We start from the raw sequence: 14,420 nt of genomic DNA, 5'->3' as shown, positions 1-14,420 counted from the left end.
GAAACAAGGGTTGCCCCGCACGCGGCCGCCCGAAGCGGGTCGTCCTCGGGCGCAAAACTGCGCAACCGCAAAAAAGTTCCATAAAAAAAACCCGGCCGCTGGCGGCCGGGCTTTAAATTCCGGAGAAGTGCCCTAGATCAGGCCGCTTCGTCCTGGGAGTCGTCCTCGTCGATGGCCTTGCCGCGCTTCGGACCCTTGGCGAGGTTCGTCTCGACGAGACGGACGGCTTCGGTTTCCGACATCTTGTTGACGGCGGCGATTTCGCGGGCCATGCGGTCGAGGGCAGCTTCGTAAAGCTGGCGCTCGGAATAGGACTGCTCCGGCTGGTTCTCGGCGCGGTAAAGGTCACGGACCACTTCGGCGATCGAGATGAGGTCGCCGGAATTGATCTTGGCATCGTATTCCTGCGCGCGGCGCGACCACATGGTGCGCTTCACGCGGGCCTTGCCCTGGACAACCTTCAGCGCACGCTCGACGAAATCGGTCTCCGACAGTTTGCGCATGCCGATGGAAACGGCCTTGGCAACCGGCACCTTGAGACGCATCTTGTCCTTCTCGAAGTCGATGACAAAAAGCTCGAGCTTCATGCCGGCGACTTCCTGCTCCTCGATGGCGACGATCTGGCCTACACCGTGGGCGGGATAGACGATCGACTCGCCGGTCTTGAAGCCCTGGCGCGTGGAGGATTTCTTCTGCTGGGTCGTCATTCTGTTCAAATACTCCCTGTTACGCTCCGGCGACAGGCCGGGTGGGTCCGGGGACCCGGGAAAGACGGGGGGCACCTTGAGGTGTCACCGCGCTGGTCCGTCCGCCATGCGCAAAAAGGTCCCCGGCGACGCGATCACGTTTGAGCAACCGAAGTTGCCTATGGGAGGTGAGCGACGTTGAGGGATCGTTTGCTTTCGTGGTGGTGTTCGGGCACGCAAAAATGCCGCGATGTGGATCAGTATTGCGACCCTACCACAAAAAAGTGCCGAAATCAATAATTTGCTTCGCATGGGTCATCAAGCCTGTCCCATCGCCTTTCGACGGGAGCAGACGTTTTTCCCCAGGTTCGGCCGCCGCTTCGGACGGGCTTCAGTCGCCCTTGCCGGGTTCGGGCGAGAAGTACTGTTCGTACTTGCCCTCGACGCCGTCCATTTCCTTGGCTTCCGGCATCGCATCCCGCTTGACGGTGATGTTCGGCCAGATCGCGGCATATTCCGCGTTGATCTTCAGCCACTTGTCGAGGCCCGGCTCGGTGTCCGGCTTGATCGCCTCGGCGGGACATTCCGGCTCGCAGACGCCGCAGTCGATGCATTCGTCCGGATGGATGGCGAGGAAGTTCTCGCCTTCGTAGAAGCAGTCGACGGGGCAGACTTCCACGCAGTCCGTGTATTTGCAGCGGATGCAGTTGTCGGTCACGACATACGTCATGATTCACTCCAGAAACGTCTCAAACCGGGCGGCGGCAAGGCCGTCGTCACCGAAGAGCCCGTCGCGCGATCGGCTGGCCGGAGGAAGGAGGCCGCGTGGGACGCAGGCTCGGGGCTTTCCGGAGGCTGAGGTAAAGGCTTTGCGGGCGCTTTGCAAGCGTAATAGATGCGCTGCGGGAGCCGGACGAGGTATAGAATTCTAATCCTCGCCGTCTCCGGAAAAGTCCTGCAGCCGGTCGGTTTCCCGGCGTTCCCGCTTCGTCGGCCGGCCGGCGCCGCGTTCGCGCGTCGCCTGGGCGAAGAGGCTGCGCTCCTCCCGCGGCGGCGGGGGCGGCGTCATGTCGCTGTAGAGGAGCCTTGCTTCTTCGTAAGGGCCGCGGCGTTCGCCGGGCAGGAGCACCTTCACCACCATGTCGTGGCGGTCGAGCGAGAGCACGATCACGTCGCCGGGGCGCACCATGTGCGAAGGCTGGCGGACGCTCGCGCCGTTGACGCTGACATCGCCCGCCTCGACCGATCTGGCCGCAAGGGAGCGGGACTTGCGCAGCCGCGCGAAGAACAGCCATTTGTCGATGCGCTGTCGCGCCTGACCTGCCGGCTGTTCCTCGTTGCGCGTCATCGCCTACTTCTTCATCTGCTCCTTGAGCGCCGCGAGCTTTGCGAAGGGCGAATCCGGGTCGATCGGCTTTTCCTTGCGGGGAGGCCGGGCCTCAAATTTCGCCTGCTGCGGCTTGCCGCCGCGCTCGTTGCGCTCGCCGCGGTCCGGGCGGTTGCCGCCCTGCGGCTTGCCGTCGCGGCCCTTCGCCTGATCCGGACGGCCGCCACGGCCACCTTCACGGCGCTCGCCGCGTTCGCCGGCCGGCTGGTTGCGGTGGCGTTCGCCGCCGCGCCGTTCGCCCTGGGCCTGGCGGTCGCCCTGACGCTGGCCGCCCTGGCGCTGGTTGTCGTGCCGCGAGCCGGGGCGCCACAGCAGAACAGGCTTGACCTCGGCCGGTTCGCCTTCGGCGGCAACGGCCGCTTCCGTCTCGGCCGGAGCCTCGGTGGCCGGCGTCTCGACAGCTTCGGCTGCGGGGGCCTCCGGCTTTTCGGCCGGGGCTTCGCTCTCCGTGTCCGATGCGTCGGCATCGTGCTCCTCAGAGGCTTCGGCGCCTGCTTCCGCCGGCGTTTCGGTCGCCGCTTCGGCCGGGGCCTGCGCGGCGAGGAAGGCTGCGACCTCCTCGGCCTTCACGGCGTCGGCGCGGTAGCCGAGGCCCTTCAGGATCTCTTCCATGTCGTCCGGCGTCGCGCCGAGGATGGAGAGCATGGCGGTCGTCGCCATGAAGCGGCGGCCGTCATAGGCGCCCTCCGGGCGCGGCGTGCCGGGCTTCCACTGGAGGAGCGGGCGGATGAGGTCGGCGAGGCGTTCCAGGATGTCGATGCGCACGGCGCGCTTGCCGAGGAAGCGGAAGCCGGCGAGCTTGTAGAAGGCGCGCTCGAAGGCGGGATCGGTGACGACCGAGGTGCGGCCGGCGGCGAGCACCGGAATGAGGTCGCCGTAGCCCGGCTTGTCGAGGCCGTCGTTCTTCAGCGCCCAGAGCAGCGTGATGAGTTCGGCCGGCGCGGGCTTGAGGAGCGCCGGCATGAAGATGTGGTAGGCGCCGAAGCGGATGCCGTGCTTGCGCATGGAGGCGCGGGCATCCTGGTCGAGCGCCTTCACGTCGTCGGCGACGTCGCGGCGGAAGAGCACGCCGAGGCTTTCGACGAGCTGGAAGGCGAGGCCCTTGGCAAGGCCCTGCAAGTCTTCCGCGCGCGAAAGATCGTCGAGGGGCTTCAGGACCGTCGCGATATGGTGGTTCACGAAACGCTCGACGCGGGCGGCGACGTGGTCGCGCGCATTGCCGGTCAACTGCTCGTCGGCGAGCAGGATGACGCGCGGACGCATGACATGGTCGGAGGCGGCAAGGCGGGCGACGGGATCGCCGAGCCAGCGCACGGTGCCGTCGGAGCCGAGCGCGAGGTCGGCATTGCCGCTCGCATGCAGGCGCGCGGCACGGGCTTCGAACTCCAGCGCAAGCGCCTTCTGCGCAGCCGCCTGCACGGCCTTCGCATCGGGTCCTTCCGTGCCGGAGGCCAGCGTGAACCGGAACCCGGCCAACTGCCCGACATGATGTCCTTCTACGAAGACATCGCCATTCACACTGATTTCAGCTTCCAGCATCGCATTCTCTCTCAGGCGCTTCATGAGCACAGATGTCCTGCGATCAACAAAGCGTTTCGTCAACCGTTCATGTAGCGCATCGGACAATCGGTCTTCGATTTCCCGCGTCTTTTCCTGCCAGTGTGTCGGATCGGCAAGCCATCCGGGCCGATTCGACACATAGGTCCAGGTCCTTATCTGTGCGATTCGTGCCGAAAGCGTGTCGATCTCGCCATCCGTGCGATCGGCGCGGCGGACCTGGTCGGCCAGGAAGTCCTCGTTGACCGTGCCGCGCTTCACGAGGTCGGCATAGAGCGCCGAGATGAGGTCGGCGTGCTGGGCGGGCGTGATGCGGCGGTAGTCGGGCAGTGCGCAGGCCTCCCAGAGCTTTTCGACGCGCCCGGGCGTGGTGGCGAGGTCCCTGACGTCGGGATAGCGCGAAAGATGCTCCAGCGCCTGCTGGTCGACGGCCGGCAGGGCGCGCGTCAGCCCGCCGATGGGCGGCGGAGCGTCGAGCGACTGGCGCAGCGACTGCAGCGAGGAATAGTCGAAGCGGGTCGTGCGCCATTGCAGCACCTTGACCGGGTCGAACTGGTGGGTCTCGATGCGCTTGACCAGCTCGTCGTCGAAGGGGTCGACGCGGCCCGTAACCCCGAAGGTGCCGTCGCGCAGGTGCCGGCCCGCGCGTCCGGCGATCTGGGCGAGCTCGGCCGGATTAAGGTTGCGGAACTGGTAGCCGTCGAACTTGCGGTCCTGTGCGAAGGCGACGTGGTCGACGTCGAGGTTGAGACCCATGCCGATGGCGTCTGTGGCCACCAGGTATTCGACGTCGCCCTCCTGGTAGAGCGCGACCTGCGCGTTGCGGGTGCGGGGTGAGAGCGCGCCGAGCACGACCGCCGCCCCGCCGCGCTGGCGGCGGATGAGCTCGGCGATGGCATAGACCTCGTCGGCCGAGAAGGCGACGATGGCGGTGCGCTGCGGCAGGCGGGTGATCTTCTTGGAGCCGGAATAGAAGAGCTGGGAAAGGCGCGGCCGCTCGACGACGTGGATGCCCGGCAGGAGCTGCTCGAGGATCGGCTTCATGGTGGCCGCGCCGAGCAGCAGCGTCTCGTCGCGGCCCCTCAGGTGCAGCACCCGGTCGGTGAAGATGTGGCCGCGTTCCAGGTCGCCGGCAAGCTGCACCTCGTCGATGGCGACGAAGGCGGCGCGCGTCTCGCGCGGCATCGCCTCCACCGTGCAGACGGAAAAGCGCGCCATATGCGGCGTGATCTTCTCCTCGCCGGTGACGAGCGCGACATTGTGCTGGCCGACCTTCTCGGCGAGGCGCGTATAGACCTCGCGCGCCAGAAGGCGCAGAGGCAGGCCGATGATGCCCGTCTCATGCGCCACCATGCGCTCGATCGCGTAGTGGGTCTTGCCCGTATTGGTAGGCCCGAGGACCGCGGTGACCCCACGGCCGCTCAGGATCATGGGTGCTTGCGACAAGTCACGCCCCGGCAGGTTTCAACTTCCGGCTCACAGATGCCCATCGGGATGGGGAATGGCAAGGGGCAAGGCGGCATCGGATGTTTTTCCGAGGGCTTTTGTCCCGGCCGGCGCGTCAGCCTGCCGGCGCGGGACTTGCCTGCGGCTTTGCCAGCCGCAACCCGAGGACCAGCGGCACGCTCGTGAGGTAAAGCGCGGCGACCGTCAGCCATATGGCGCCCGGCCACGCGTCGCGGACGACGAAATAGACACTGGAAAAGCCGAGCGGGGCGACGATGGACGCGAGGCTGATCACGGACGCCAGCACGCCCTGGAACTGGCCCTGCCGGTTCGCGTCGACCTGCCGGGTGGCCAGCGATTGCAGGGCCGGCACGCCGATGCCGCCGAGGGCGAAGACCGGCATGATGGCGAAGACCATCCAGCCTTGCGTGGCGAAGGCCATGACGAGGAGCGCGGCGCTGACGCCGGCAACGCCCGTCAGGATGGCGCCGCGTTCGCCGAGCAGCCTGACGGCGGGACCGGGCAGGAAGGCCTGGGCGAGCGTCTGGCAGATGCCGAACGCGCCGAGCGACAGGCCGATCGAAAACCCGTTCCAGTGGAAGGCATCGCCTCCCCAGAGCGCCCAGCAGGTGCCGTAGGCCTCGCCCGTCGCGCTGAACAGGAGGAAGACGGCGATGACGGGCAGCACGCTCTTCATCGAGAAGGCCCAGCGCAGTGGCCGCAGCGGGTTGAGGGCGGCAAGGTCGATCCTCCCCCTGTCCGGCGTTCGCGATTCCGGCAGGATGAAGAGGGCGAGCAGGAGGTTGCCGGCATTCAGCACGGCGGCCGCCATGAAGGGCAGCCGCAGCCAGTGGTCGCCGAGGACGCCGCCGAGCACTGGCCCCACGATGAAGCCCGCGCCGAACATGGCGTTGAGCAGGCCGAAGCGGCGGGCGCGCGTGCCTTCCGGGGAGATGTCGGTGATATAGGCCGTCGCCACGGAGATGTTCGCGCTCGTCAGGCCGGCGATGGCCCGGCCGAGCAGCAGCAGCCAGAGACTGGGCGCGAAGGCGAGGAACACATAGTTGACGGCCGCGCCGGCAAGCGAGAGCAGCAGGACCGGCCGGCGGCCCAGCCGGTCGCTGAGGGCGCCGAGCACGGGCGCGAAGAGGAACTGCATGACCGCATAGAGCGCGGTCATCGCGCCGATATAGGGCGCGACGTCCTCGGTATGGGCGACCTCGCGCAGCAGGGCGGGGAGGATCGGAAAGATGAGGCCGATGCCGACGGCATCGAGAAGGATGGCGGTGAAGATGACGATGAGGGATCTGTTCATGGCGCGTTCCATTGGACGCGGGCATGCGGACGCCACGCGGCGCCGGATGCGCGTCATGGCCTGATGGAGATCAGGCGGCGGTTTACGGGGAGTGCTGGCCGGTCCCTGCGGCAAGGCGCATGGACGGCGTGTGCTCGACCACCTGGACGACCATTCGTCCACCTGTTTACTCCGCCAACGGGCGGCTCAAGGGAAGCGGTCGCTTTTCGCGACGGTCAATCCATACGCCAGACGGCGGGATCAGGCAAGATGATCGTGCAGGCTTGCCCCGTCCGAAGCGCCGCCCGCTTCATAGAGCGGGAAGACCTCTTCGGTGAGGTAGGGGCCGCCGCCGACGGATTCCTTGGAGGACATCAGCACGAAGCGGTTCACCGTGAAAGGCGCGGTGTGGAAGTTGCCGCGGCCGGAAAGGTAGTGGGCGACGTCCTCGGTGCGGGCGTTGCGCAGGCGCGCGAGGGTGACGTGGGGAGTGAACTTGCGCGGGTCGGCGGGAAGGCCGAGGCGCTGGCAGATACGCTCGATCTCCGCCTGGAGCGCGTACATTTCCGGGGCGGGCGTGACGCCGGCGAAGACCGCGTGCGGCTTCTTCGAGCCGAAGGAGCCCATGCCGGAAAGGGCGATCTGGAATTCGGGGCGCTCGATGCGGTCGAGCCTGTCGACCACCTCGTCGGCGGTGCGCCCGTCGATATCGCCGATGAAGCGCAGGGTGATGTGGAAGTTCTCGACGTCGATCCAGCGGGCTCCGGGAAGGCCGCCTCTCAAGAGCGAGAGGCTCATCGCCGCGTTCCGCGGCACTTCGAGGGCGACGAAAAGTCTCGGCATGGCGCCTTCTCCCTGCTGGAATGTACCGTCAGCGAATCACGCGACGGCCTTTTAAGCAACCCTTATTTCGCACCCGCGAGAACTACTCCTTCGCCTGTATCGACGTGATGAATGTTTCCACAGGCTGGAGCATCGCCGCCACCATGGCATCGACCCCCTTGGCGTTCGGATGCATGCCGTCGTCGAGCTGCAGGTCGGCATGGGCGGCGACGCCGTCGAGGAAGAACGGATAGAGCGGAACCCCGTGCTTTTGCGCAAGGCGGGCATAGATGCCGTTGAAGCGCGCGGCATAGTCCGCGCCCATGTTCGGCGGGGCCAGCATGCCGGCGAGGAGGACGGGAATGCCGCGTTCCTTGAGGCGCGCCAGCATGGCGTCGAGGTTCTTTTCCGTCTCCTCAGGCGCGATGCCGCGCAGCGCGTCGTTGGCGCCGAGTTCCAGGATGACGCCGTCCGTCCCGTCGGGGATCGACCAGTCGAGCCTTGCAAGTCCGCCCGAGGTCGTATCGCCCGAAACGCCCGCATTGGCGATCTCGACGGCGTGGCCCTTGTCGCGCAACGCCTTTTCGAGCTTTGCCGGGAAGGCGTCGGTGGCGGGAAGCTGGTAGCCGGCCATCAGGCTGTCGCCGAAGCTGACGAGCTTCAGCGGTTCGGCCCGGACGGGACCGGCGGATAACAAAGCTGTGATCGCAAGGGAGGCGAAAAATCCGAGCGCCGCTTTAAACGACATGAGGCTGTTCCTAGATTGCTGGCATTCCGGTTGTTCCGTTACATATAGGGTGAAATTTCTTGGCCAAAAGCATCATCGATCTCAGGAAGGCCGATCTCACCCTCGGGCAGGCCGCTGCCTCCGTCCATGTGCTGAAGGGGATCGACCTTGCGATCGATGCGGGCGAATCGGTCGGCATCGTCGGCCCGTCCGGCTCGGGCAAGTCGACGCTGCTCATGGTGCTCGCCGGACTCGAACGGCTGGACAGCGGCGAAATCCACATCGACGGCGCGGGCCTGCACGCCATGAGTGAGGACGAGGTGGCCGATTTCCGCGGCCGCAACATCGGCATCGTCTTCCAGTCCTTCCACCTCATTCCCAACATGACGGCGCTGGAGAACGTCGCGGTGCCGCTGGAACTTGCCAATGTGAGGGACGCCTTCGAGATCGCCCGGCGCGAGCTCGTCGCCGTCGGGCTCGGCGAGCGCCTGTCGCACTATCCGGGCCAGCTTTCCGGCGGCGAGCAGCAGCGCGTCGCCATCGCCCGGGCGCTCGCGCCGTCGCCGAAGCTCCTGATCGCCGACGAGCCGACCGGCAACCTCGATACCGAGACGGGACGGCAGATCGCCGACCTTCTCTTTGCCAAGCAGGCCGAGCGCGGCACAACACTGGTGCTGGTGACGCACGACCCGGTTCTTGCTGCCCGCTGCAGCCGGCAGGTCGCCATGCGCTCCGGCGAGATCGTCTCGGACGCGGCGCCGCTCCCGGCCGCCGCCGGCGACGCGGTGCCGGCGTGAGGCGGGGCGGGATCGTCCGGCAATTGCCGCTCGCCCTTCGGCTGGCGCTGCGCGAAATGCGCGGCGGCCTCAGGGGCTTCTACATCTTCCTTGCCTGCATCGCGCTCGGCACGGCGGCCATCGCCGGGGTCAATTCCGTCTCCGCCGCCATCACCCAGGCGATCGGCACGCAGGGCCAGGCGCTGCTTGCCGGCGACGTGCGCTTCGAGCTGACCAACCGCTTTGCGACGCCCGAGGAGATGGCGTATTTCGAGAGCCTCGGCGACGTCTCGCTCTCGACGGGCCTGCGCTCGATGGCGCGGCTTGCGGACGGGTCCGACCAGGCGCTGGTCGAGGCGCGTGGCGTCGACGGGCTCTACCCCCTCTACGGAACGCTGGAAACCGCGCCGCAGAAGCCGGCGGCCGGGCTCTTCGCCAAAACCGGCGAGGCCTATGGCGCGGTCGTCGCGCCGCTGCTGCTCGACCGGCTCGGCCTTGCCGTCGGCGACGAGATCCTGCTCGGCACGGCGCGGCTGAAGGTGACCGCGACGCTGGTGCGCGAGCCGGACGCCGTCTCGGAAGGCTTCGGCTTCGCCCCGCGCCTTCTCCTCTCCGAGGAGGCGCTTCGGGAGACCGGGCTGGTGCAGACCGGCAGCCTCGTCAAGAACGCCTACCGCATCCGCCTTGCCGATCCCGCCCTGCCGCTTGCCGGCATCCGCGCGGCGGCGGGCAAGGCCTTCCCGTCCGCCGGCTGGTCGATCCGCACCGCGGATGCCGCCGCGCCGTCGTTGACCGCCAACATCACCCGCTTCTCGCAATTCCTCACGCTCGTCGGCCTGACGGCGCTGATCGTCGGGGGTGTGGGCGTCGCCAATGCCGTGCGGGCCTATCTCGATTCCAAGCGCTCGGTGATCGCCACCTTCAAGTGCCTCGGGGCGCCCGCCTCGCTGGTGGCGCTCGTCTATCTCGCGCAGATCGCGCTGATCGCGGCGGCCGGCATCCTCATCGGCCTCGTCGCCGGCGCGCTGATGCCGATGGTGGCGATGCGCTTCCTCGAAGGCATCCTTCCGGTGCCGGCCGAGGCGGCGATCTATCCCTCCGCCCTTGTGCTTGCCGCCATCTTCGGCCTCCTGACCGCGCTCGCCTTCGCCGTCCTGCCGCTCGGCCATGCCCGCGCGGTGCCGGCCACCGCACTCTTCCGCGAGCAGGGTTTTGAAGCGCGCGGCCTGCCGGGCTGGCCCTATCTTTTGGGCGCGGGACTGCTGCTGGCGGCGCTGGCGGGGCTTGCCGTCCTTACGGCCTACGACCGCAGGATCGCCCTCGTCTTCCTTGGGGCCATCGCCTTCTCCTTCGTCGTGCTGCGCGCCGTCGCCTGGCTGATCACCGTGCTCGCCCGGCGCAGCCCGCGGGTGAACTCGCCGGCGCTGAGGCTTGCGGTCGGCAACATCCATCGGCCGGGCGCGCTGACCTCCTCCGTCGTGCTCTCGCTCGGCCTCGGCCTTGCGCTTCTCGTCACGCTGACGCTGATCGACGGGAACCTGCGCCGCGAGCTCACCGGCAGCCTGCCGGAGCGCGCGCCGAACTTCTTCTTCGTCGACATCCAGGGCAGCGAGCTCGACAGGTTCCGCTCCGTGCTGAAGGCGAACCTGCCGGAAGGCAAGGTTATCGAGGTGCCGATGCTGCGCGGCCGCGTCATGGAGCTCAACGGCGTCGAGGTCGCCAAGGTCACGGTGCCGCCGGAAGGCCAATGGGTGCTGCGCGGCGACCGCGGCATCACCTATGCCAAAAATCTGCCGGAGAATTCGACGCTTTCCGAGGGGGCGTGGTGGCCGGCCGACTATTCCGGCGAGCCGCTCGTCTCCTTCTCGGCGGAAGAAGGCAAGGAACTCGGCCTCAAGCTCGGCGATACCGTGACGGTCAACGTGCTCGGGCGCAACATCACCGCGCGCATCGCCAATTTCCGCACCGTCGAATGGGAATCGCTGTCGATCAACTTCGTCATGGTCTTCTCGCCGAACACGTTTGCCGGTGCGCCGCACGCCTGGCTCGCCACGGTGATCGATCCCGGGGCAACGGCGGCCGAGGAGGCCGCCACGCTGAAGGCCGTGACGAACGCCTATCCGACGGTCACGAGCGTGCGCGTCAAGGATGCGCTCGACGTCATCGACGAACTGGTCGGCCAGCTTGCGACGGCGATCCGCGCGGCGGCGGCCGTCGCGCTCATCGCCTCGATCCTCGTGCTTGCCGGGGCGCTCGCCGCCGGCAACCGGGCGCGGGTGCACGACGCGGTCGTGCTGAAGACGCTGGGCGCGACGCGCTCCACGCTGATCCGCGCCTTCAGCTACGAATACCTCATGCTGGGGCTGGCGACGGCGGTGTTCGCGCTCGTTGCCGGCGGAGCGGCGGCGTGGTTCGTGGTGAGCCGCATCATGAAGCTGCCGTCGGCCTTCCTGCCGGACGTGGCGGTGACGACCGTGCTCATCGCGCTGGTGCTGACGGTCGGCATCGGCCTTGCCGGCACATGGCGCATCCTGGGACAGAAGGCCGCGCCGGTGCTGCGCGAGCTTTAAAATCGGCCGTTCCCGGCCTGCCGGGAGGTTGCGGGTCTTGTACGGAACACAATTCATGCGCATATTTACATCAGGCAAGCTGGAGCCCCGCAGCGGCTGCCTGGACCCCGCGAGCGCTTCGTTTCCCGAAGCGGACGGGCGGGAGCCCGACACCGTCTCTTCCAGGGGGCTTACGAGAGGAAAACATGGCTGATCTTCGCAATTACCAGACCCGAACGGCCAATGCCGGCACGCAGGCCGGCGCCGTCATCGACCAGGGCCTTCGCGCCTACATGCTCCGGGTCTACAACCTGATGGCCCTCGGCCTCGCCATTACCGGCTTCGTGGCCTATTTCGCCTCGCAGGCCGCCATTGCCGACGGGCAGCTCACCGCCTTCGGCCAGGCGATCTACCTGAGCCCGCTGCGCTGGGTCGTGATGCTGGCGCCGCTCGCGCTGGTGTTCTTCCTGAGCTTCCGCATCCACGCGATGAGCGTCGGCGCCGCGCAGGCGACCTTCTGGGTCTATGCCGGGCTGATGGGCCTGTCGCTGTCCTCGATCTTCCTCGTCTATACGGGCGCGAGCATCACGCAGACCTTCTTCGTCTCCGCCGCCGCCTTCGGTGCGCTGTCCCTGTTCGGTTACACGACGAAGCGGGACCTGTCGGCAATGGGTTCGTTCCTGGTGATGGGCCTCTTCGGCCTGATCATCGCCTCGCTCGTCAACCTGTTCCTGCACTCCTCGGCGCTCGACTTCGCGATCTCCGCGATCGGCGTCCTGGTCTTCGCCGGCCTTACCGCCTGGGATACGCAGAAGATCAAGGAAATGTATTTCGAAGCCGACGACGTCGCCGTGGCCGGCCGCAAGGCCATCATGGGCGCGCTGACGCTCTACCTCGACTTCGTCAACCTCTTCCTGTTCCTGCTGCGCTTCATGGGCAACCGCGACTGAGGCAAGCAGCCGGATGCTGAATTCGAAAACCCCGCCGGAGACGGCGGGGTTTTTGTTTGGGCCGCAAGCAAACGTGATGCGCCCGTTCATTGACGTTCGTGCCGATTTGTGCGCATTGTCGCGCAATCGTGCATGATCTGGTGAAATCGGTGTCCGGACAGGATCTTCTCCTCGGCGAGCGGCAGGCGCTCATCCGCGCGCGCCTCGACCTTTCGGGGCGGGTGATCGCGGCGGCGCTGGCGCAGGAGCTCGGCGTGTCGGAGGACACCATCCGCCGGGATCTTCGCGAGATGGCCGCCTCCGGCCTCTGCCGCCGGGTCTATGGCGGGGCGCTGCGCATCGCCGCCGCCTCGACCAGCATGAACGAGCGCATGGCGGTCGGCGGCGCGCGAAAGGCCGCGCTCGCGAGATGTGCGGCGAGGCTCATCCCGCCCGGCGCCACCGTCTTCCTCGATGCCGGCAGCACGAACCTTGCGCTTGCCCGGGCGCTGCCGGCGGGGCACGGCCTGACGGTCGCGACCAATGCGCCCGCCATCGCCGCCGCCCTCCTCGAACGCGACCTTGCGACGATCCAGCTCGGCGGGCTGATCGACCCGCGCGCGGGCGCGGCGATCGGCGCCAAGGCGATGCGCGATGCCGAGGCGCTCAGGCCGGACCTGCTCGTCCTCGGCGTCTGCGGCATCGACCCGGAGGCGGGCGTGACCGCCGAGAGCTTCGAGGAAGCGGAGTTCAAGCGCTTCGTCGCCTCGCGCAGCCGCACCGTCATGGTCGTCGTGACCAATGACAAGCTATCCACCGCCGCCCCCTATTCGGTCGTGCCGCTCGCCCGTCTGGCGAAGGCCGTCATCGAAGGGGATGCGGACGAAACCGAGGCCGCCGCACTGACGGCGGCCGGCATCGAAACGCTGCGCGCCGACAAGGTGCCGGCATGACCTCCCGGAACGGACCTCCCATGACGACGCCTGAAAACGCCCTTGCCGGCAATTCCCTTGCCCGGACCTATTTCCCGCCCGCGCGGCTCGCGGTCTCCGGCCTCTTCCTGCTCAACGGCACCTTCGCGGGCGCCTGGGCGCCGAGGATCCCGGAATTTGCGAGCCGCCTCGGGCTTTCCGAATTCGGCCTCGGCCTGATGATCATGTGCTTCGGCATCGGCTCGCTCGTCCTGATGCCGATTGCCGGCGTGATGATCGCCCGCTTCGGCACGACGCGCACGCTGAAGGGCGCGGCGGCGCTGTTCCTTTCGACCATGCTGTGGCTGTCGCTTGCGCCGACCGTGCCGCTCGGCGTCGTCGCCATCTTCCTCTTCGGCGGCCTGCTCGGCGCGATGGACGTGGCGATGAACGGCAATGCCGTGGAGGTCGAAAAATCCATGAAGCGGGCGATCATGTCGTCCTGCCACGCCTTCTGGAGCCTCGGCGCCTTCATCGGCGCCACGACCGGCGGCTTCCTCATCGAGGCGCTGGGCGTGACGGGCCATGCTGTCCTGCTCACCGTCGCCGGTGCCGCGGCCCTCGCGCTCGCCTGGCCCTTCGTGCTGCACGATGCGCCGCATCCGAGCGAGGAGCGCCAGAAGGCGCGCCTGCCGATGACGCCGCTGCCCTGGCTGATCGGCCTCATGGCGCTCTTCTGCATGGTGCCGGAAGGCGCGATCCTCGACTGGGGCGCGCTCTACATGCGCAACGAACTCGGCGCCTCCGTGGCCCTTTCGGGCTTCGCCTTCGGCACCTTCTCCTTCACCATGGCCGTCATGCGCTTTGCCGGCGACCATGTGCGCGACCGTTTCGGTGCGGTGAAGACGCTGCGCTTCTGCACCGTCATGGCCATTGCCGGCATGGTGATCGCCGGCACGGCGCCGGATGCCTATGTGGCGATGGCGGGTTTCGCGCTCTGCGGGGTCGGCATTTCCAACATGGTGCCCATCGCCTTTTCCGCGGCCGGCAACCTGCCGGGCTTCGCGCAGGGCGTGGCGCTCTCCGTGACGACGGTGATGGGCTATTCGGGCGCGCTCTTTGCGCCCTCCGTCATCGGCTTCGTCGCCGAGCATATCGGCTTTGCGCTCGTCTTCACCCTGCTGCCGGTGCTGTTCATCGTCGTGCTGCTGCTCTCGCACCATGCTGTGCATGCCGATGTGCGCGAGCGCCATTGACGGCCCGCGCGGCGCGGGGCGATCAAATCGTCGCGCCTGCCGGCGCTTGCGGTTGACAAGCCACATTTCCTGATCCACCT

The 14,420-nt window shown here is 67.5% G+C and carries 12 protein-coding genes; 5 read left to right on the top strand and 7 right to left on the bottom strand.

The window, feature by feature from the left end:
- Positions 1–137: 137 nt before the first annotated feature.
- The 7 genes from ACZ5TO_RS16110 to ACZ5TO_RS16080 form a co-directional block, all read right to left on the bottom strand.
- The gene (locus ACZ5TO_RS16110) at positions 138–707 is read right to left on the bottom strand and encodes a CarD family transcriptional regulator (protein ID WP_184144796.1); all 570 of its coding nucleotides are present in this window, start codon (positions 705–707) and stop codon (positions 138–140) included.
- Positions 708–1,077: 370 nt separating this feature from the next.
- Positions 1,078–1,416 (bottom strand): ferredoxin FdxA, encoded by a 339-nt coding sequence (gene fdxA, locus ACZ5TO_RS16105; protein WP_184144795.1) that lies wholly within the window; start codon positions 1,414–1,416, stop codon positions 1,078–1,080.
- Positions 1,417–1,614: 198 nt separating this feature from the next.
- Positions 1,615–2,034, bottom strand: coding sequence for an RNA-binding S4 domain-containing protein (locus ACZ5TO_RS16100; RefSeq protein WP_184144794.1), 420 nt, complete (start codon positions 2,032–2,034; stop codon positions 1,615–1,617).
- A 3-nt stretch (positions 2,035–2,037) separates the two neighbouring features.
- On the bottom strand, positions 2,038–5,061 hold the full coding sequence (locus ACZ5TO_RS16095) for a helicase-related protein (protein ID WP_464800407.1): 3,024 nt from the start codon (positions 5,059–5,061) through the stop codon (positions 2,038–2,040).
- 130 nt (positions 5,062–5,191) lie between these two features.
- Positions 5,192–6,391, bottom strand: coding sequence for a TCR/Tet family MFS transporter (locus ACZ5TO_RS16090; RefSeq protein WP_464798814.1), 1,200 nt, complete (start codon positions 6,389–6,391; stop codon positions 5,192–5,194).
- Positions 6,392–6,631: 240 nt separating this feature from the next.
- Positions 6,632–7,213, bottom strand: a complete 582-nt coding sequence (thpR, locus tag ACZ5TO_RS16085; RefSeq protein WP_464798813.1) for an RNA 2',3'-cyclic phosphodiesterase — start codon at positions 7,211–7,213, stop codon at positions 6,632–6,634.
- Positions 7,214–7,295: 82 nt separating this feature from the next.
- Entirely contained in the window at positions 7,296–7,940 is a 645-nt protein-coding gene (locus ACZ5TO_RS16080; RefSeq protein ID WP_464798812.1) for an arylesterase, read from the bottom strand.
- A gap of 59 nt (positions 7,941–7,999) precedes the next feature.
- Between ACZ5TO_RS16080 and ACZ5TO_RS16075 the strand changes: the two genes are divergently transcribed.
- The 5 genes from ACZ5TO_RS16075 (at position 8,000) to ACZ5TO_RS16055 (ending at position 14,340) form a co-directional block, all read left to right on the top strand.
- Positions 8,000–8,716, top strand: coding sequence for an ABC transporter ATP-binding protein (locus ACZ5TO_RS16075; protein WP_464798811.1), 717 nt, complete (start codon positions 8,000–8,002; stop codon positions 8,714–8,716).
- A 56-nt stretch (positions 8,717–8,772) separates the two neighbouring features.
- On the top strand, positions 8,773–11,265 hold the full coding sequence (locus ACZ5TO_RS16070) for an ABC transporter permease (protein WP_464800406.1): 2,493 nt from the start codon (positions 8,773–8,775) through the stop codon (positions 11,263–11,265).
- Between the two features lie 185 nt (positions 11,266–11,450).
- Positions 11,451–12,194: a Bax inhibitor-1/YccA family protein gene (locus tag ACZ5TO_RS16065; protein ID WP_184144788.1), complete on the top strand. Its 744-nt coding sequence runs from the start codon at positions 11,451–11,453 to the stop codon at positions 12,192–12,194.
- A 140-nt stretch (positions 12,195–12,334) separates the two neighbouring features.
- Complete coding sequence (locus ACZ5TO_RS16060; RefSeq protein ID WP_464798810.1) at positions 12,335–13,126, top strand: DeoR/GlpR family DNA-binding transcription regulator; 792 nt, start codon at positions 12,335–12,337, stop codon at positions 13,124–13,126.
- Between the two features lie 20 nt (positions 13,127–13,146).
- The gene (locus ACZ5TO_RS16055; RefSeq protein ID WP_464798809.1) at positions 13,147–14,340 is read left to right on the top strand and encodes an MFS transporter; all 1,194 of its coding nucleotides are present in this window, start codon (positions 13,147–13,149) and stop codon (positions 14,338–14,340) included.
- The last annotated feature ends 80 nt before the right edge of the window (positions 14,341–14,420 follow it).

Source organism: Shinella sp. Sh6, from assembly GCF_055392685.1.
The sequence above is the reverse complement of the archived record's forward strand: the minus strand, read 5'-3'. Positions and strand labels throughout refer to the sequence as shown.

Bases quoted from the DNA above. Each gene is read 5' to 3' on its own strand.
- ACZ5TO_RS16110 (WP_184144796.1), bottom strand. From the start codon at position 707: ATGACGACCCAGCAGAAGAAATCCTCCACGCGCCAGGGCTTCAAGACC.
- fdxA (WP_184144795.1), bottom strand. From the start codon at position 1,416: ATGACGTATGTCGTGACCGACAACTGCATCCGCTGCAAATACACGGAC.
- ACZ5TO_RS16100 (WP_184144794.1), bottom strand. From the start codon at position 2,034: ATGACGCGCAACGAGGAACAGCCGGCAGGTCAGGCGCGACAGCGCATC.
- ACZ5TO_RS16095 (WP_464800407.1), bottom strand. From the start codon at position 5,061: ATGATCCTGAGCGGCCGTGGGGTCACCGCGGTCCTCGGGCCTACCAAT.
- ACZ5TO_RS16090 (WP_464798814.1), bottom strand. From the start codon at position 6,391: ATGAACAGATCCCTCATCGTCATCTTCACCGCCATCCTTCTCGATGCC.
- thpR (WP_464798813.1), bottom strand. From the start codon at position 7,213: ATGCCGAGACTTTTCGTCGCCCTCGAAGTGCCGCGGAACGCGGCGATG.
- ACZ5TO_RS16080 (WP_464798812.1), bottom strand. From the start codon at position 7,940: ATGTCGTTTAAAGCGGCGCTCGGATTTTTCGCCTCCCTTGCGATCACA.
- ACZ5TO_RS16070 (WP_464800406.1), top strand. From the start codon at position 8,773: ATGCGCGGCGGCCTCAGGGGCTTCTACATCTTCCTTGCCTGCATCGCG.
- ACZ5TO_RS16065 (WP_184144788.1), top strand. From the start codon at position 11,451: ATGGCTGATCTTCGCAATTACCAGACCCGAACGGCCAATGCCGGCACG.
- ACZ5TO_RS16055 (WP_464798809.1), top strand. From the start codon at position 13,147: ATGACGACGCCTGAAAACGCCCTTGCCGGCAATTCCCTTGCCCGGACC.